Consider the following 18,110-nt stretch of genomic DNA (forward strand, 5'->3'; position numbering starts at 1 on the left):
TGCCTATTTTATCCCAGCTCCCCGAGGGCTTCTAGGACCCGAATCGGGTTGTAGTGCTCGCGCAGGCGGGTGATCTTGCCGCTTGCGGTCTGTGCGGTCCAGACAATCCGCGAGGCGTAGGCGCGGCCGGTGCTCCGAAAGGTCGACGATTCCTCGTACTCGATCACGAAGCCGCCCTCGAAGATCGCCGTCTCTAGGTCGTTGATCTGGTGTCCTGTCGTGAAGGTGGCGATGGCGGCGAGGAACTTGCCTAGGGCCTCGGGGCCGTCGAGAGACTGCGTGTGGCCGTCGGGGGCGAAGGGAAACTCCACCCGCAGCGTCTCGGCGTAGATCGCCAGGTTCTGTGCCTCGACCGGCTTACCGATATTTGCGAGATGCTGTTCTAAAAGTTCTTGTTCGGTCATTTTGCGACACCGTAGTAGAGGGCATTGAAGAGGAACTTAAAGGTTCCGTGGGGCTGGGCGCGGTTGACCACCTCAGGGCCGAGCAGGACGAGCTTGCCCGCGCCGACTTGTGCCTCCGCGATGGCGATACCGTCTTTGAGGTAGCCCTGTCCCCAGGCCCAGCCGGAGCGCAGCGGGGTGGCGGAGTCGAACCAGGCGACCGGCGTGATGGTCCCTGCGCCTGCTCCGGGAACCAGCTGAAAGACCGGCGAGTTGTCAAACGCGACATCGACTTTTGGGGAGATTCCCTGTGCCAGTGGGTGGGTAGTATTGGCAGTAACTTGCAAGATCGAGCCGGGGGCGTAGAACTTTGCCTCCTCCAGCGGCTTGACCTTGCCATCGGGGAGGCGCTCGACCAGGTGGTTCTGGAGCGGCAGGTTCAGGTGCTGCGCCAGGCTGGTCGAGCTCCCGATGGTGACGACCGTCCCGCCCACCTCCAGAAACGCCTTGAGCTGCGGCACGGTCTTGCTCACACTCACCGCGCCGAGCCAGAGCTGGAACTCAGCGGGGATAGTGTCGGTGCGCGGCGTGGCGGCGGCGCGCGTGGTCTCGCGGGCGGGGATGGCACCGTCCACAAAGACCAGCACATCGAACTTCTCCGCGAGGTTGCCGGCGTCCAGCTCCTTGGGGTAGACCACCTGGAACGGAAACTCAAACTGCTCCAGGAGCCAGCGTGTCCAGCCGGAGGGCATCGAGCCGCCGTAGCGATCCCAGAGCCCGATCCGCAGGGGGCGCTTAGGCAGCGCGGGGGCAGCGGGCGCGGTGTCCACCCCCACAAACTCCAGCCCGAGCTCGGGGGCGGCTTTCTCCACGATTGCCTTGCTGGTCTCGGTGCTGGCGATAAACCACGCGCCGTTTTCCTTGGTCCAGCGCACCTCGCCGCCCGCCTTGAGGATGCGGTTGATCACCACAAAGGCATCGTTGTAGGTGTGGTCCAGGAGCCAGCCCGCCTTTCCTGGTGTCAGCTTGCCCGCCAGCGGCTTGGCCCGGCCGTCGACCACGCTCAGCGGCGCGGTGACATCCTCCAGAATACGGTCGAAGCGCACTCCCATCTGGTAGGCCAGCGTGTAGCCGGCGTTGTCGTAGGGGGCCTTGGGCGGGCCGCCGGGGTAGGGGAAGTCGTTGGGGTAGTCCTGCGGCTCGAACATGTCCAGCACATGGGCGCGAAACGCCTGGGCGGTCTTGACCACAAACGAGTGCGCCGGGTAGGTCTTGCCCCCGACCGTGAACTCTTTTTGTGCTTGGTGGATCGTGATCCCGTTCTGGCGGAGCGTGTTGACAAACTTGACGACCGTCGGGAAGTCGGGCTGGTCGGCGGGGAGGATGTAGGCGCGCGGGTCCCGCAGCTCGGGGAGGCGGAGGGCGGCAAAGCTCGGGGAGGCGCTCTTCTTGACCTCAGCGATCCGGCGCGGGTAGTCGGTCCAGGTATCGCGGCTGCCCTTGTCGATCGCGTTGCGGCCCATCTTGTAGATATTGTAGAGAAACTGCTCGCGGTGGCGCGACGCGATATCCAGCACGGCCCAGTTGGCGGTGAGGGAGTAGTCGATGGACTGCTTAAAGTGCCAGGTCTGGGGGGTGATGGGAAAGACATAGTCCTCTTGGGGGATGAGCTTGTCCGGGGTGAAGGCGATCTCGACTGGTGTCGGGTTGCCGATCGCCTCGGTGAGCAGGCCGATCATGTTGTGGAAGTAGGTGGTCGTGCGTAGGCCCCCGTTCCACCAGGTCTGGTAGCTGGCCTGCGAGCGGCGCACGGCTCCGGGCTTGTTCTCCAGCACAAAGCGGTTGTGCATCGAGGTTCCGACCAGGTCGATCCCGGTGACGACCAGCGGATCGACATTGTGGTTGTGGGGCGCACGAAACGGAGGGGCAAAGAGCACGGTGCCCGCGGGGCCGGTCTGGTGGTGGTTGTAGACAATCTGGGGGAACCACTGCTCGTACTGCACGGCGAGCATGTTCTTGGTCTCGGCCTGGGTGCCCATGTAGAAATCGCGGTTGTTGTCGTGGCCGATGTACTTCTGGTAGAGGCGCGGGATATTAAAGCCCCGCTTTTTCTCATCGGCCTCGCGCATGTACCAGTCGGAGATCAGCTCCATGCCATCGGGGTTGGCGTGTACCAAGAGAATGATGCAGTCGTCGAGGAAGCGCTTGATCTCGGGATCGTTAGACGACGCGAGCTGGTAGCTGGTCTCGATCAGCTGGTGCGCTCCCAACACTTCATTGGCGTGCAGGCCACCGTCGATCCACACAATCGCCTTCCCGAGCGCGGCGAGCTTCTTGGCCTCGGTGTCGGTGAGGCCCTCCGCGCGCGCCAGGCGCTGGGCGATCTCTTGGTAGGTCTTGAGCTTCTTGTGGTTGGCGGGCGATGTCACAATCGCCATGAGCTGAGGCCGCCCCTCGGCGGTCTTGCCGATCTCCTCGACCTTGACGCGGTCGGACTCTTTGTCGAGTAGCTTCCAGTAAGCCGTGAACTGGGTGTAGTTTGCCAGCCTGTAGTCGGCTCCGATCTCAAACCCAAAGAACGCCTTGGGCGCAGTGACACGCTCTTGCACGGCGTAGAGGGGCGCGGGCGCGCTCAGCGCGAGGGGGATTGTCGTGACGAGGGGGAGGTACATAGCGCTATTGTACTAGAAACTCCACCTCCGAGCTGTTGGTGCACCCACGGGAGTCGATCACGTTGAGGTAGCAGGCGGTGGTCTCCAGCGGGATCGCCGACGATGCCAGGTTGCCGCTGAGAAGCGCGGGCTGTGCCTGCCAGTGCCGCTCAGGCCAGGGCATGCCTGCGTCCTTGGTGAAGAGAAGCTCGGCGGCTTTGAGGGGGACCTTTGCCTCAAACTCGGCGCGGAGCCAGCCGCTCTTGCGCTCTTGCTTCTTGAGGCGGGCCAGCGGCGGCTCCCCGAGGCCACACTGCGCGGCGGCAAAGACCCGTAGCTCCTCGGGGTTCTCGCCTGCCGCGCCGTGGCCGTGGGGCATGCGGAGCTTGAAGGAGAGGGTCTTCTTTCCCCGGGGAAGCCGGTGCGACTCCTGCCAGAGGGGTGGGGTGAAGGCGAAGTCATTGGTGCCATTGATCCAGAAAAACGGCATCTTGGCGTCTTTGAGGTGCCGCGACGGGTCCCAGAGCTGCATCCAGCGCTCGGCGTGGGGCTTGTCGGTCTTGTCCAGCCCGAGGCCGGGGGAGCGATCCAGAAACCCGCAGCCGTAGACCGACATGGCGAAGGCAAAGCGCGGGTCGTGCCCCGCCGCGATGGCGGTTAAGACCCCGCCCCAGGAGATTCCGGTCAGCCCGATGCGCTGTGGGTCCACGCCCGGTTGCGCGCGTAGCAGCGAGTGGCCGCGCAGGATCGCCTCGACCGCGTGGTAGCCCCACTGCTCGGTGGGCGGCTCCAGCGCCTTGTCGTACGCGCCCCAGCCGGGCGGCCCCCCGAGGGCGTGGTGGTCCCGGCGCAGGCTCCCCGAGTCGGGCGTGTGGCCGCAGGTGTCCATCGCCAGCGCGGCAAACCCCCGCTCGTTCCAGAGCCGCACCCAGCGGGAGAACGCCGAGCCGCCGCCGCCGTGCACGAGAACAATCCCCGGCACTCTCTGGCCGTCTGCTACCGCACCCGGCGCGGGCATTCCCAGCCAAGCAAAGACCCGTGTGGGCTTCCCCTGCCAGCTTGGGCCGTCGTAGAAAAGCCCGGTCACGCCCGGCTCGCTAAAGCCCGGCGCGTCGTAGGTCTGAGGCGGCGTGTTGTCTATCTTCCACATAGTGGCTCTTTCGCCAGCGGGTCCACGCGCACCTTCCAGAGCCCGCCCGGCAGCACCCAGTCGATATCCCACGCCTCCTCGCCCCTGCGCCTCGGCACCGACGGAATCACCCGCGCAGGCGCGACAGTCGGCTCGTTCTCAATCGGCCCTTCCATGGAAATCGCCCAGAGAAGAACCCGAAGGCTAGAAGACCCTGGCAGGACTAGTTGTGGTGTCCGAATCTGAATTGTAGGACCTTTCGGATCACAGCTAGCTTTGTCAGGATGTGAGAGACAGAGTACATGGCAGTGGACAATGGGATGGCGATAATCAGGTCGATGCCAGTAATCAAAACTACGATCCATTCCTGATCGGAGCGCCAGAGCCACACCGCCTCGTTGAAGAGTCCAAGTCTCCCACATTCCTGCTAACCCGGGTGTCCACCGACTAAAGCCTTCCCGTACATTTTCGGAATAACACGACACGGCCATGTAGGGAGGAAGGCCGACTGCCTTCTTTGGGATCAGAGGATGGTGTGAGTACGTTTTCAGCACACCCTTGGGAGTTCGGTACATTCGGGCAACCGCGCCGTCAAAGCAGGGAATGAGTAGCTCGTCTTGTGTGTAGGCGACAAAAGGCGGGAGGTGCTCTGCTAGACCAAGCCGTGCAAAGATCGCGAAGAGAGTGTCCTCTGCGGTGTGGAGTTCTTTTCGGAAAGTAGCGTCTTCCTCGTCGATATACCCATAGATGCAGGCGATATTTTCCTCAAGGCGGATGAGGCGCTGGAAGAGTGCGCTTGCCAGCCGTGGGGGATTTGTATCCAGGGTGAGAAATAGAGAGAGAAGAGTCAGGAGCTCATCACGATGGCTGAGATGAGCTCCACAGCCCCACTCATGGAAAATCCACTCATGGGCGGCATCTTCAAAATCTTGCTGAATATCGTGGTTTCCTAAAAAGCGCAGGACAGCGAGAGCCTGGAGGTAGGGTTCAGGATCGTAGAACTGGTGGGCATCACAGACAAACCGAGCCCGTACACAGAGGGACTGAGCAGTCGTTTCGAGGCGTGCTTGGTCGGGTGGGGAAAATGTCGCAGCGTGGCGCTGCTTCAGGAGGATGAGGTGTGCCAGGAGTTTCGTTTGGTGAAGCTGGTCTGTGGCAAAATAGGATTCCCTTTCTTCCTCATCATAAGGGCCAGACTCATCGAACCAGTCCATCGGGCGGCGGGCGAGCCAGTGTGCCTGCTCGACCAGCTCTTCAAGCAACGCGGTGATCTCCTCGGGGGACAAGGGAGGCGTCGCCGGGTTCTCTACGGCGGTAAGCAGTGCTGCGATGCGGTCGGGTAAGGTCATGAGCGGGGTTACCGTTCGGCACGGAGCCGGGGAAATCCTGCGGTTGGGAGGAGTTGCGGGGAGTGGGGTACAATAGTGTCTCCCCGTGCGAATCTTGCAGACTATTGTAAACGGCCCTGAGCCCTGTCCCTACCTTGCCGATCAGAGCTGGACCATGAAGTACCAGCACATCGGCGAGATGGCACCGGGCGAGTACGAGCGGCGCTTGCGTCTGGGCTGGTTTAAGTTTGGGGCGTTTCTCCAGCGCCCGGTCTGCGCGACCTGCCAGGAGTGCCTCTCGATGCGGGTGCCCATGGATGAGTGGGAGCCCAACCGGATTCAGCGGCGGACCTTGGCCAAGAACGCGGAGCTGCGGATCGAGGTGGGCACGCCGCCCCAGTGCGACCCGGAGCGCCTGCTGCTCTACAACCGCTACCGGATCGCTCAGACCCAGGAGAAGGGCTGGACTCCCACTCTCATGGACGCGGCCGCCTACCACCGGGAGTTTCTGGTCGGCCCCACCGACATGACCGAGATCAGTGTCTGGGACGGCAGCCGGCTCCGGGCGATCGTGCTGACCGATGTCGAGCCCAATGCCGTCGCGGGAGTCACCCACTACTACGACCCGGACTGGCGCGAGCGCTCGATCGGGCTCTTTGCCATGCTCCAGACCTTCCTGCTCGCCCGCGAGCTGGGCAAGCAGTGGGTCTATCTGGGCTACTATGTGGAGAACAGCCCGACCATGGGCTATAAGCTCCAGTTCCGCCCCTGTGAATTGCGCGACTGGGACGGCACCTGGCGCCGCGTCGAGAAGTAGCCGCTAGGGGGCGATAAAGCCGGGGATGGGGTTGCCGTAGAACGCTCCGGTCTTGTAGGCCGCGAGGCTGGTCGCGGGCTCCGCACCGGGCTCGATCTTGATGGGCAGGAAGTACCAGAGCGTCCCCAGCCTTGCCCCGATCCCGTCGTTGACCACCAGCCCTTTCTCATCTACCGTAAAGGTCGCGGAGCGGATCGGCTTGCCGTCACGGAGGAGCTTGAGCTCGTAGCTTCCCGGGTTGGTTGCCAGGAAGTGCCGCGAGCTATAGTTATTGGCGGAGAGCTTACTCTGATCGCGGTACAGACGAACCTTCACGCAGGTCAGCTTGAGCCGTACCCAACTGGGGTCGCCCGTGTTCTGTCCGGGTGTGGTAAGGCGCTCGTCATGGGTTAGGTAGATCTCGTCGGGGCTTCCTCCCGCACCCAGATGCTTGCTACTGGCAAGCTGCTGGCCTTTGTAGAAGAGATAGGCGCCCAGTCCCTCCAGGCTCTCGGGCGTCCCCCGTAGCCAGAGCCGAATCTCCAGAACCGGCGCTTCCTCGTCGATCTGGAGGTTCATCCCCAGGTAGCCCAGCGGCAGGTTCCAGTCCTGATCCACATAGAACTCTAGCGCACCAGGGGACTTGTCGAAGCGGTCCTTGATAGTCTTGACTAAAAACGTACCGGAGAAGAGTGTCTTCTTCGTGCCGGTGAGGGCGTTCTTGAGGACGATCTGAAAGCGACAGGTACCGCTTTGCGAGATCGCTTTGTCCTCGCCAAGCTCCGGGAGGGTGACCGTTCCCCAGGCTCCTGCGGCCAGCTCGGGAGTCTCCATCGGGGAGGAGAACCACGCGGTGCCGTCGGGCTTGCTCACGTTCATCACGAGCTGGCTCCCGCCCTCCAACGGGCCGGCGATAACAAAGGCGGCGCGCGGGACCCAAGACCAGGCGCGGGCTCCCGTGAAGCGCCGGGTGGTGAGCTGCAGGCTGGGCAGGACAAGAGTGGGCTCCGCGCGCGTGTGGTGTGGCGCAGGCGCGACAAGCGCGGGCAGGGGCAAAGACAGGGGTAAGAGCATGGTGATTTTCTTCTTTCGTCTAGTGGGCTCGGAGCTGCGAGAGCGCCTGAGCGACCAGGCTTGGGTCTAGGGAGTTGTGCTTCTTGAGGAGAAATCGGTACTCCACTCCCTCGTGGCAGGGGGTCTGGGAGAGCGGGAGAATCTCGTAGCCACTGGCGAAGTAGGCCTCCAGCTCGGAGGGAGTGAGCGAGTAGAGCCCCGCTGCGGGCTGGTTCAGCTCGACAATGCTCAGCACGAGCAGGGAGCCGCAGGGGGTCGCCGCATCCAGCTCCCGTAGCCAGAGCAGGCGCTCTCGCCGCGAGAGGCAGTTGAGGAAGAGTGGGGTGTCGGCCGTGGTTGTTTGTGTCAGAGTGTTCATCGCGTCCATTCCTTAATGGCACCCCGTGGGGTGCTCGGTATGACGCTAGAATACGAGGCCATCGTAAGGTCTCCGTAATTTTTGCGGGGCGATCAAAAAAGCAGGCAGCTATTTTTCGAAGGGGCTCGCGTGGGGAAGGGTGGCTACTAAAGCCTTCAGGGAGTCTAGCGAGGCATGGAAGCCTGCCTGATAGAGCGCCTCGTAGCGCTCCTGGCCCAGGCGCTCCGGGAGGTTGGCGAAGGGGCGTGTGTGGACCCCTTCGTCGTCGGGAGGAGCCTCCCAGCCTGCGTGGGTGTTCCACTGCTCACGAAGCGCCGTCTCCGCGCCTTGAAGCTGAGCAGCCTCCTCCCAGTGCTCCCCACGGATGGCCTGGTGGCAGTAGCATGTCAGGCAGTCGGCGACAATAGGCCAGTTTTCGAGGGCGCATGAGAGCGCAAATCCCTCGTGAAGCAGGGGGAGGGCTCGTTCGGGCTCGCCCAAGAGAGGCAAGAGAAACGCCTGGCCGCGTAGCATAAAGCACAAGGTAAAGTCCTGCTGGGCACGACGGCACACGGCAGTCCCCTCCTCTGCGAAGTGCTGGGCTTGTTCAAAGTAAGTGCGCCGCTCCTGCGCGTTGGTGGTGAGGTGGCCACGGGAGGCGAAGACACAAAAGAGGCCGCTGTAGTTGCGCGCCAGCCGCACATCGTTGCCGAGGGCTTGGTTGCAGAGTCGTGCCTCTTCGTAGTGGGCAACAGCCTCGTCGAAGCGCGTCTCGAAGTAGAGTAGGTTGCCTAGGTTATTGAGCTCCTCGGCGATGGTCTCTCGGAGGGGAAGAAGCGCAGCCTCACTCGCGCCTGCTGTCGTGCGCTCCTCCAGCAAGCGCCGGTTGTACTCGTAGGACTGCTGCTGGTGAAAGCGTGCGGTGCTATAGTCGCCTAGGTCTAGGTAGGCTGGTCCCAGACACCCATGCAAGGCTGCTAGCTCCCCTTCAGCGACACCGGCGGCAGTGGCCTGAGCAAGCGTCTGGGTGAGGTAGGCCAAGGCAAGCTGTCGTGAGTAGGTGACCTTCCAGAAGGGGTTGGCCGCCAGGCACAGGGCGGTTGCTAGGGCAGGCGATAGGGAGAGAGTTCGCTCAAGGGCGGCGCTGACATTATCCTGGGCCTGCTTGAAAGACTGGATGCCCTGAGTGATCTGGCCACCAGTGAGGAGGGGCTGCCAGTCTTTCAAGCAGGCCAGAAAAAACTCGGCGTGGGCCTGAGTGAGTCGCGCGGACTCGAGGGGGGAGAGCCTCTCTAGGCCGTACTCGCGCAGGGTCTCCAGGAGCCTAAAGCGCTCCCCGTCAGCTCTTAAAAACGAGCTATCTACCAGGGCCTGGAGATAGTCAATGGCAAGCAGCTCCCCGGTGATCGTCTCAGCGGCCTCGACGGAAAAGCTGCCTCGGAAGATGCACAGCTGCGTGAAGAAGTACTGGACATCGGGAGCCAGGAGGCTCCAGCCCCAGTCGAGGGCGGCACGGAGGCTGGTGTGGCGTGCCTCTCGATCCCTTCGCTTGTCCGCCAGCAGGTCAAAGCGGCGGGAGAGGCGCTCCAGAATCTGTGCGGGGGTGAGAATAGCCATGCGCGCCGCCGCCAGCTCCAGAGCGAGGGGCAGGCCATCTAGGCGACGACAGAGGTCGGTGACGATACTTTTATTTTTATCGGTGAGGGTGAAGTCCGGGCGAGCCCGCTGTGCCCGGTCACAGAAGAGCGCGACAGCGTCTTCGGCGACCAGAGGGGAGAGCGGGAAGACCTGCTCCGCCGCGAGGTTGAGCTTGATGCGGGAGGTGACAATCAGCCGCAGGGTCGGGATCGCTCGCTGAAGCGCATCGACTGCCTCGGGGCCGCCAGTGGCCACGAGCTGCTCGAAGTTGTCCAGTGCCAGTGTCTGGCCCTCCAAGGCCGCCCGGAGACGGACGAGTGTGGCCTCATCGGAGGGCGGTAGCTCTAGAGCAGCGACCAGCGCTTCGTGGAGCCGCGAGCCCTCGCGAAGGGAGCTCAGGGAGAGGAAGCGAATGCCCTCTAGCTCCTGCACCAGCCGCGTCTTGCCCGTGCCACCCGGTCCCAGTATGGTAACCAGCCGGTGCTCGCGTAAGAGACGAACAATCTCATCTTTTTCCCATTGGCGGCCAAAGAAGGCATTGAGAGGACGTTGGAGAACCGGAGCCCACTCCGTCTGTGCCTGCCCCTCCTCTTTCCTACTCTCCGTAAAGACTGACAGGAGCAGAGCAGGCTCAAGCGCTTGTCGTCGCTCACGGGCGCTCTCTGCCAGTGCGGCGAGCCGCTCTCGCTCACTGAGCAGCGCATCCAGGTAGAAGCCGGGGGCGAGCTCTCCCTGGTAGAGCGCCAGTGCGCTATCCAGATGCCCTGCCTGAGCGAGGCTGTCCTTGGCACTCGCGGCGCGCCGGAGCGCCTCCTGAAACGCGACCACATCGACCTGGACGGAGCTTGCGAGCCCTACCTGGAGGCGGTCCGCGATCAGGACACTCCCCGGAGCGGTGCCCGCGGGTTCGAGCTGTTTTCGAAGAACGGCGAGGGTCTGCTTAAAACGGTTACGCGCATCGTCGAAGTCAATCTCGGGCCAGATGAGGTCGATCACTTCCTCGCGGGGGCGCAGGCGACCTGGTGCAAGGGCGAGCAGTGCTAGCAGTGCCCCTGTCTTCCGGCCCGCGAGCTCGTCTAGAACCAGGCTCCCTCGCCGGGCACGAACTCCCCCAAAAAGCTCGAAATGCCAGTTCTCCACGGGGTTATTTTAACTGAAGAACTGATAAAATGATGTCATGAAGAACCACGCTTGCCATCGGTTTCAGCGCGCCCTCTCGCGCCGTGAGCTCCTCCAGACCAGCGCGTCGGGCTTTGGGATGCTCGCCCTTGCTGGGCTCCTCGCCGACGAAGCCAAAGCGGCGGAGAACCCGCTTGCGCCCAAGAAGCCGCACTTTCCCGCAAAAGCCAAGCGCGTGATCTTTCTGTTCATGCACGGGGGACCGTCGCAGGTGGACACCTTCGACCCCAAGCCGCTCCTCACGCGCGACAGTGGCAAGCCCTACAGCGGCCAGCGCCCGCGCGTGGTCTTTGCCCAGACCGGCAACCTGCTCGGCTCTCCGTGGAAGTTCAACCACTACGGCAAGTGCGGCACCGAGGTCAGCGATCTCTTCCCCAATGTCGCCCAGTGTGTCGATGAGATGTGCGTCATCCGCTCGCTCCACGGTAGCAACCCGGCCCATGGCGGCGCGCTGCTCAAGGTCCACACCGGCACCGATGTCGGGATTCGACCGTCGATGGGGAGCTGGGCGGTCTATGGTCTTGGGACAGAGAACCAGAACCTGCCGGGCTACGTGACCATCTGCCCCACGCTGGGCCATGGCGGTGTCCAGAACTGGAGCTCCGCGTTCCTGCCCGCCTGGACCCAGGGCACCCCGATCGGCAATGCGTCGGTGAAGGCCAAAGAGGCCAAGCTCGCGCACCTAGGCAACGCCGATGCGTCGGCGGCGCTCCAGCGCCTCCAGCTCGATAATCTCCACGCTCTAGACTCCGAGCAGCTCAGCCACTGGGGCGTGGACCCGGTCTTGGAGGGCCGTATCCAGAGCTTCGAGCTCGCCTTCCGCATGCAGGTCGAGGCCCCCAAGCTCATGGATATCTCCGGCGAGACCCAGGCGACCCTGGACATGTACGGTATCGACAAGGACCCCACCGACAACTTCGGGCGGCAGTGCCTCTTGGCGCGGCGCTTCTGCGAGGCCGGGGTGCGCTTTGTGCAAGTGACCCACTCCTACAAGTGGGACCAGCACGGCGATCTCAAGAACGGCCACACCAGGAACGCCGCGGAAGTAGACAAGCCGATTGCGGGGCTCCTCAAGGACCTCAAGCAGCGCGGGCTCTTGGAAGACACGCTCGTGCTCTGGGGTGGGGAGTTTGGCCGCACGCCCACAGCCCAAGGCGGCGATGGGCGCGACCACAACCCGCACGGCTTCACGATGTGGATGGCGGGCGGCGGGGTCAACCCCGGCACGACCTACGGCTCCACCGACGACTACGGCTGGTTCGCGGAGGGCGACAAGTGCCACATCCACGACCTCCACGCCACCATGCTCCATCTCCTTGGCATCGACCACACCAAGCTCACCTACCGCTACGCCGGCCGCGACTATCGCCTCACCGATGTAGAGGGAGTTGTGGCAGCAAAGGTCCTCAAAGACCCTAGCTCGCTCAAGCTGGTGTAAAGCGTGTGGCTAGCCTCGACGGAGATCGTCGGGCTTTGGGGCCTTCGGCCGCCTCCTCGTGCCTCGTCGGTACAAGTTTGTTCCGAGCGAAGCGAGGCGGCGCGAAGCGCCCCATAGCGGGACGTTTACCGTCCACGCGAAAAAAAGTTTACCAATCCCCTTGACTCTCACCTGTACTTGAGGCTGTATTCTGAGCCTGTTCGGTACGAGAGGTGAGGCACGATGATCAAGATTGGGGACTTTGCGCGGCTGGGACAGGTGACGGTTCCCACCCTGCGGTTCTATGCGGAGGTGGGGCTCCTGAAGCCTGTCTCGGTGGATAGCGTGTCGGGGTACCGCTACTACGCGCTCTCCCAGCTTCCACGGCTCAATCGCATCATGGCCCTCAAAGACCTGGGCTTTACCCTTCCGCAGATCGAGCATGTCCTGAACACCGACCCGACACTGGACGCGCTCCGGGGCATGCTCTCTCTCAAGCAGGCGGAGACCGAACAGCTCGTGGCAGCTGAGCAGGCGCGCTTGTGCCGAATCGAGGCTCGGCTCCATCAGATTGAACAGGAGAGTCGAATGTCTGAGTTTGATGTTGCTATCAAGGCACTTCCCCCCATGCTCGTGGCGGCGTGCCGCGTGACCATCCCCACCAATGACCAAGCGTCGGCGTTTCTAGACCGCGCCTTTGGCGATGTTTTTGGTCAGCTCCATGCCCACGGCGTAAAACCGGTCGGTCCGTGCGGTGCGATCTGGCACCAGAGCGCGGAGGTTCTGGAGAACGAGGTCGCGGAGGTGATTGTCCCGATTGATCGTGCTTTCCAAGCGACCGAGAGTGTGCAGGTCTACGAGGTGCCCGCGCTCCAAGTGGCTGCGGTGGTGCACCAGGGCGGCTACGAGAACCTGTCCCTGATGCATAAGGCGCTTCTCCAGTGGATGGAGGCCAATGGCTACGAGGCAGCGGGCTCCTACCGCGAGCTCTACCACAGCCCCCCCGATGCCGAGACCCCCGTGCTAGAGGTGCAGTACCCCGTGAGCTCTAAGAGCTAAGCACGAGCTTTGCCCCCAACGAGCGTGTAGGCAACCACCGCAGGCCAGAGCGCGTTGATCGACGAGAAAACTCTTTGCGTCAAGCCACGGTAGCCGTCGGGGTCGTTGCCGGTGATATTGAGCCAGAGGTAGAGAATCCCTGCGAGACTGACAAAGACCGTGAGGGCGTAGGCGCGTGGGTTATCATGGAGTGTAGGGGTCTCGATGAGGGCGAGGGCAGGAGCAATGAGATTGATGATCCCCAGGGCATAGAGCCCATGAAGCGGGCTTCCCATCGGCCAGATGCCGTTGGAGGCCATGGCGATCCCGAAGAGAAACCAGCTCAGTGCTCCCACGGAGACACGTCGCCCTGTCGCCCGCCACAGTCCGACAGCAAAGAGACAGAACCCTAGCCCTGTGCCCAGCGCGGCGAGATTGACGAGCATGTGAGGTATGCCCGGCTTCTGGGTGAGCTCGCTGGCATGCTGCGCCAGCGGACTATAGCCCGGTGCGAGTGCTCCGGCGAGGGTTGTCCAGCCCAGAAACCAGGGCAGGGGAACCCCGCCTGCCCTGAGGAGGAGACGTGGGCTCACGCAAGGGACTCTAGCGCGACAGAAAGCTGGGCGAAGAGGGCCGTGATCTCGGCGATGGAGATACAGTCGCGGTCGTCGCCGGTGGTAGGGAGGGGAGTGAGAACCTTGAGGAAGGTGTCGTCGGGGTGGTTTGCCTGGGCGGCGCTCACGAGAGCGTTGTAGGAGGGCACCATGTAGGGGCAGGAGCTGACGGGGATTGCGTGGCGCAGGTGCTGAATGGTCTCTGTGGCCATGCGGATAATCGTGGCGTCGTTCATTGTTCTTGTTCTTCTTTCAGAGTTGTTGGAGTGAGTGCCGCACGAATCTTGCGGACGGCGTGGAAGAGGCGGGACTTGACGGTCCCCTCGGGGCACTGAGCCCGTGCGGCGATCTCGGGGATGGTCCAGCCGGCGAAGTAGTGCAGGAGCATGGCCTCGCGCTGGTCGGGGGGAAGGGCCTCGACACTGGCGCGCACCTCTGCCTGGACCTGTTGGGTCAGGATGGCATCGAGGAGATCGCCCTCAAGAGGCGCGGTCTGCTCGTCCCAGGCCACGAGCGTGACACCAGGAATCCGGCGCAGGTAGCTCCGTCCGACATTCAGGGCGAGCTGCTTGAGGTAGGCCACAAACTGCCCACGGCCTCTGTAGCGGTGGGCATGGCGGTGGAGGCGGGTGAAGACCTCCTGCGCCAGGTCCTCGGCGGCGTCGGGGTCCGCGGTCAGGGCGGTGAGGAGCCGGTAGACCCAGGGGCGGTGGCGGCGCATCAGCTCGGTAAAACAAGCTGTCTCGCCGCGCACCGCTCGCTGGAGCAGGCTGTCATCGTCCCCGGTTGGTCGTCGCATCTCACCCTAATAAACCCGGAAAGTGCGAGAACCGTTCAATCGGGAGTTTTCCGCCCCGTGAACGAGGCGTCAAGAGGCCTCCGGCCACAATGTCGCTCCGCGACTCAGAAGCCGAACTAAGTTCAGACTCGGTAGTCGCGGAGGCGACTTCTTGGCACGAAGTGCCTCCAGACGCCTACTTTCAGTGGGCGGTGCGCTAGAGAATGGGGACGTAGAGCTCGGTGCGGACCTCTTCGACCGGGACGGTGTTGCAGTCGTTGACGTAGAGCTCAAAACAGGGCCGGGTGAACGCGATCGTGTGGCCGCTGGTGGGGAACCACTCGCCCATGAGCTGGCTCCAGGTCGCGCCCAGCCCGGAGTAGGCCCCAAGGTGTGTCGTGACCGCGTAGCGCCCCCCGGGTAGATCGAGCACCTGGACCGTGGGATCATCGGTGGTGAAGTCATCGGCCACAATCACGCAGGCATCGGAGCGCAGCTCGGCGGCGGGCGTGGTCTCGGGGTCGTCGTGGGAGATCGCCAGCGCCGGACCGGCGGGGGTGACTCCGTGGGCCTGCATCCAGCCCATGAGCTGGCCAAAGACAGGGCCGATCTGGTTGTAGGGGCCGGTATGGCGGAGCGCCACCACGCGCCAGGCGGGGGCAGTCTCTTGAATCGTAACGTCCATGAAAGTTCCTTTCGTGCGAGGGACAAACACCGGCACGACTCCCGGAGCGCTCCAGTGCAGGCTCGTGGGTGTCGGGAGGCACGTGCCAAGGCACGAGGCCGTAAACTCCGACGGTGCACAGCCAAAGGCGGCGCGAAAGGCACGGCTAAAGGCCTCTAGGCTCTCGTAGCCGGCCTCAAAGGCTGTCTCTGTCACCCGCTGCCCTGTCTGGAGCGCCTGCGCGGCCCGCTCTAGGCGCAGGCGGCGCAGGAACTCCCCGGGGCTCTCGCCCACCATTCCGGCAAACATCCGACTAAAGTGAAACGCCGAGAACCCCGCGGCCTCGGCGAGGGTAGCGGGCGATGTGTTCGGGGCTTGAAAAGCCGCGTTGATCGCCCGCTGGATCGCTTCTCGGTAGAAGTGCTCGGTAGCTGTCCTCACAAAGACACTCTACCGTTTGCCCCAAGTGTTTGCCTGATCGTTCTTGCGCACTTTACATCCCGGCAAAGAGAAAGACCTCGCGGACGATCTTACCCGCTTCGACGGTGTAGATTCCGACCTCATCGGCGATCAGCCGCTTGCCGCTGGCCTTGACGGTCACATCGAGCTTGAAGCGCACGACGAACATCCCAGTGCCCACAAACGGCCCCTCGACCTCGATTCCATGCACCTCGTGCTCGGACTGCCACTCGACTCCCTTGGCCTCGCAGGCCTCCAGGCCCGTGACCGTGAACTCATTGGCCTCCACACTGACAATTCCCTCGGCGTAGTACGCCTTCATCGCCTCACCGAACTTGCCTTCGCGGCACAGGGCAACGAGCCCATTTGCAATCTCTGCTGTTTCCATAGCAAACCTCCAGGCAAGAGTATAGCGGCATTCTCTAGAATAATCAAACAACTGTTTGTTAAATTTTTAAATCGCCCCTTCCCAACACAAAGGCCCCCGCCCATCCCGCGTTTATTCGGTAATGGCCGGAGGCCTTTGTGTCGGAGCCTGCGACGACAGCAAGACGCCCCGTCCATGGGGGCGATCTAACCGGGGCGATCTAGAGCCTCTCGCCGTACTTGTCGAAGTGGAGCGCCTTGCACTGCTCGATCCAGTTCTCACGGCCAATGCGTCCCTGGAAGTACTCGATATTCTCCGCGACTTTCTCCAGCATGGCCGGTGTCAAGAGGGCGATCTGCTTGAAGGTCTGCAGCCCGAGCCCACGGAGCTTGGACTCGATAAAGGGCCCGACCCCAATGATCTCTTTTAGGTCATCGACACGGCCCTGCTCGACCGGAGGGATCACCAGCCCGGTAGCGGCCAGCGCCGCCGCGACGACCTCCGGGACAGCAGGTGGGGTGGGAGGCGTGGGGGGGCTCGGGAGCGCGGTGTGGAGGCGCTCCAGCTCGGCACTCTGGAGCAGAAGCCGCTCGCTCTGCTCCTGGAGCTTGGCGTTGGCGGTCTGGATATTGGCATTGGCCTGGTTGAGGGCGGCGCGGAGCTGGTCGCGCTCCGCGGTTATCCCCGCAAGGTCGCCCAGGGTGCGGGGGCCGGTCTCCAGGAGCGCTTTCTGCCGGGTGATGTCCTCGACACTGCGCGTGAGCTCATCGATACGGGCGTTGAGGGAGAGAGTCTCCTCCCGTGCCTTGTCGCGCTCTTCCTGGAGCTTGTCACGCTCGGCTTGCAGCACCGTGAGCTGCTTATCGTGATCCGTGTCCTCGGCCTCGTTTGCTTGCGCCGTTTTTTGGTGGTTGTGCCAGAGGGCGTAGCCCAGTAGCAGACCCAGCAGAAACGCGATCAGCAAACAGAACCAGATAAAGGTAAGAAGATTCAGCATAAGTGATTCCTTTAGCGCACCACAAAGCCGATCCGGCGGTTGCGGCGGCGACCCTCTTCGGCGGCGTTGGAGGCGATGGGCTGGGAGGAGCCAAAGCCCTGAGCAAAGAGATGACGGGTGGGAACCCCGCGGGCGATCAGATACGAGCGTACGGAGTCGGCGCGCTTCTGGCTGAGCTGGCGGTTGCTGCCCTCGTCGCCCTGGTTGTCGGTGTGCCCCCCTACCACGACAGTCGCGCTGGTCTGGCTCTTGAGCGCCTCCGCGATCCTATCGAGGTAGGGATAGGCCTCGGCGCGGAGGCGGGAGCTGGCTGTGGCAAAGAGCACCTCACCCCCACCGACCACGGTGTTGAGCTTCTCCTGGGCGCTCTTGCGCTCGGTCTCGGGCAGGGCCGCTGTGGGGGCGGGGGTCGGCACAGAGACACACTCTCCCGCCAGGGTAAGGCGGTTCTCCACGGTCACCGTGGCGGGAAGGCTGGCCTTGACCAGCCCCCCCAGCTTTGTCTTCTCCTCGTCGGAGCCCACTTGACCGGTTAAGGTGACCAGATCGCCCCCGGCGGAGAGCTCGAGGCCACGCACGGGCTTGAGGGCGCTGAGGCTCTTGAGGGCCTGCTCGGGCCAGCCTAGGCTGCCGCCCTTCCCGCTGAGCGTCGTCTCGTCTTTCACCCGGCTCCCAAAGGCCGCGCGCGCCGCCTGCAGCGCACTCTGACGGCTGGCATCGTCGGGGTAGACCCCCCGGACATAGACCGTCCCCTCGTAGGAGAGAATCTGCACCAGCCCGGTCGCCTCGCCTGCAGCGAGAGCCAAGGGGCTCGCTTGGGGGGTGGGGCTTGCCGCCGGAGCGGGACTCGGTGTCGGTGCCGCAGTGGGGCTCTCGCTGGGTGCCGCCGAGGGCTCTGCGGTTGCTGTGGGCGCCTCGGGTGTCGCGGGCGTAGACGAGCCTGACTTCTTGCCTAAAATCTTGATGTCTGCCAGCCACGGGACCTCTGTCGTGAGAACCTGGCGCACGACACTGCCGGCGCGGGTTGCCTCTGCACTTGGGCCAAAGAGTGTCGCATCGAAGCCGCTGTAGCTGACATTCCTCGCCCACTCCGGTAAGCCCGCCTTGGTGAGCGCGGTCCGCGACTGCGCTGTTAGGTGCTGCTCAATCGGCCCGCGATGGCAGACGGGGCAAGAGATCAGGAGTGCGACAAGCCCCAGTCCGCTCAGCCATTTTCCGGTCGTTTTGTTCATGGTTGTTGTAAACTTGTACCTTTCATCCG

17 protein-coding genes are annotated in these 18,110 nt (G+C 63.4%); 3 read left to right on the plus strand and 14 right to left on the minus strand.

Translation table 11 applies throughout. The features are described from left to right. Nucleotides 1-8: 8 nt before the first annotated feature. The 4 genes from HNQ39_RS01120 to HNQ39_RS01135 are packed head-to-tail and all read right to left on the minus strand — an operon-like array spanning nt 9 to nt 5,512. Nucleotides 9-404, minus strand: coding sequence for a nuclear transport factor 2 family protein (locus HNQ39_RS01120; protein WP_184192077.1), 396 nt, complete (start codon nt 402-404; stop codon nt 9-11). Then, a complete protein-coding gene (locus HNQ39_RS01125; protein WP_184192078.1) occupies nt 401-3,055 on the minus strand; it encodes a M14 family metallopeptidase in 2,655 nt (884 codons plus the stop codon). Before HNQ39_RS01125 ends, HNQ39_RS01120 begins: the two co-directional genes overlap by 4 nt. Before the next feature lie 4 nt (nt 3,056-3,059). Next, entirely contained in the window at nt 3,060-4,184 is a 1,125-nt protein-coding gene (locus HNQ39_RS01130; RefSeq protein WP_184192080.1) for an alpha/beta hydrolase family protein, read from the minus strand. Continuing rightward, a complete protein-coding gene (locus HNQ39_RS01135) occupies nt 4,172-5,512 on the minus strand; it encodes a hypothetical protein (protein WP_184192082.1) in 1,341 nt (446 codons plus the stop codon). The genes HNQ39_RS01130 and HNQ39_RS01135 overlap by 13 nt, the downstream gene beginning before the upstream one ends. Before the next feature lie 85 nt (nt 5,513-5,597). Here HNQ39_RS01135 and HNQ39_RS01140 point away from each other — a divergent pair, with 85 nt between their 5' ends. After that, nucleotides 5,598-6,308, plus strand: a complete 711-nt coding sequence (locus HNQ39_RS01140) for a hypothetical protein (RefSeq protein ID WP_184192084.1) — start codon at nt 5,598-5,600, stop codon at nt 6,306-6,308. Between the two features lie 3 nt (nt 6,309-6,311). Here HNQ39_RS01140 and HNQ39_RS01145 read toward each other — a convergent pair whose 3' ends face one another. The 3 genes from HNQ39_RS01145 to HNQ39_RS01155 form a co-directional block, all read right to left on the minus strand. After that, a complete protein-coding gene (locus tag HNQ39_RS01145; RefSeq protein ID WP_184192086.1) occupies nt 6,312-7,361 on the minus strand; it encodes a hypothetical protein in 1,050 nt (349 codons plus the stop codon). Nucleotides 7,362-7,380: 19 nt separating this feature from the next. After that, nucleotides 7,381-7,719: a hypothetical protein gene (locus tag HNQ39_RS01150; protein WP_184192088.1), complete on the minus strand. Its 339-nt coding sequence runs from the start codon at nt 7,717-7,719 to the stop codon at nt 7,381-7,383. Nucleotides 7,720-7,827: 108 nt separating this feature from the next. Further along, nucleotides 7,828-10,476 carry an AfsR/SARP family transcriptional regulator gene (locus HNQ39_RS01155; RefSeq protein ID WP_184192091.1) on the minus strand — a complete coding sequence of 883 codons (2,649 nt, stop codon included), beginning with the start codon at nt 10,474-10,476 and terminating at the stop codon, nt 7,828-7,830. 37 nt (nt 10,477-10,513) lie between these two features. Here HNQ39_RS01155 and HNQ39_RS01160 point away from each other — a divergent pair, with 37 nt between their 5' ends. Next, complete coding sequence (locus HNQ39_RS01160; protein ID WP_184192093.1) at nt 10,514-11,953, plus strand: DUF1501 domain-containing protein; 1,440 nt, start codon at nt 10,514-10,516, stop codon at nt 11,951-11,953. A gap of 222 nt (nt 11,954-12,175) precedes the next feature. Continuing rightward, nucleotides 12,176-12,991, plus strand: a complete 816-nt coding sequence (locus HNQ39_RS01165) for a MerR family transcriptional regulator (RefSeq protein ID WP_184192095.1) — start codon at nt 12,176-12,178, stop codon at nt 12,989-12,991. Here the strand turns inward: HNQ39_RS01165 and HNQ39_RS01170 are convergent. The 7 genes from HNQ39_RS01170 to HNQ39_RS01200 all read right to left on the minus strand — a co-directional run bounded on the left by HNQ39_RS01170 (nt 12,988) and on the right by HNQ39_RS01200 (nt 18,081). Next, nucleotides 12,988-13,563 carry a DUF998 domain-containing protein gene (locus tag HNQ39_RS01170; protein ID WP_184192097.1) on the minus strand — a complete coding sequence of 192 codons (576 nt, stop codon included), beginning with the start codon at nt 13,561-13,563 and terminating at the stop codon, nt 12,988-12,990. The two genes, HNQ39_RS01165 and HNQ39_RS01170, sit on opposite strands and share 4 nt — an antisense overlap. Continuing rightward, complete coding sequence (locus tag HNQ39_RS01175; RefSeq protein ID WP_184192099.1) at nt 13,560-13,820, minus strand: hypothetical protein; 261 nt, start codon at nt 13,818-13,820, stop codon at nt 13,560-13,562. Before HNQ39_RS01175 ends, HNQ39_RS01170 begins: the two co-directional genes overlap by 4 nt. Beyond that, nucleotides 13,817-14,383 carry an RNA polymerase sigma factor gene (locus HNQ39_RS01180; protein ID WP_184192101.1) on the minus strand — a complete coding sequence of 189 codons (567 nt, stop codon included), beginning with the start codon at nt 14,381-14,383 and terminating at the stop codon, nt 13,817-13,819. The genes HNQ39_RS01175 and HNQ39_RS01180 overlap by 4 nt, the downstream gene beginning before the upstream one ends. 196 nt (nt 14,384-14,579) lie before the next feature. Then, nucleotides 14,580-15,467 carry a GyrI-like domain-containing protein gene (locus HNQ39_RS30470; protein WP_184192103.1) on the minus strand — a complete coding sequence of 296 codons (888 nt, stop codon included), beginning with the start codon at nt 15,465-15,467 and terminating at the stop codon, nt 14,580-14,582. A 52-nt stretch (nt 15,468-15,519) separates the two neighbouring features. Beyond that, entirely contained in the window at nt 15,520-15,873 is a 354-nt protein-coding gene (locus HNQ39_RS01190) for a nuclear transport factor 2 family protein (RefSeq protein WP_184192105.1), read from the minus strand. Between the two features lie 199 nt (nt 15,874-16,072). Then, nucleotides 16,073-16,849, minus strand: a complete 777-nt coding sequence (locus HNQ39_RS01195; RefSeq protein WP_184192106.1) for a hypothetical protein — start codon at nt 16,847-16,849, stop codon at nt 16,073-16,075. 11 nt (nt 16,850-16,860) lie between these two features. Then, nucleotides 16,861-18,081: an OmpA family protein gene (locus tag HNQ39_RS01200; RefSeq protein WP_184192107.1), complete on the minus strand. Its 1,221-nt coding sequence runs from the start codon at nt 18,079-18,081 to the stop codon at nt 16,861-16,863. Nucleotides 18,082-18,110 lie beyond the last annotated feature (29 nt).

The sequence above is a fragment of the Armatimonas rosea genome, from assembly GCF_014202505.1.
Taxonomy (GTDB): domain Bacteria; phylum Armatimonadota; class Armatimonadia; order Armatimonadales; family Armatimonadaceae; genus Armatimonas; species Armatimonas rosea.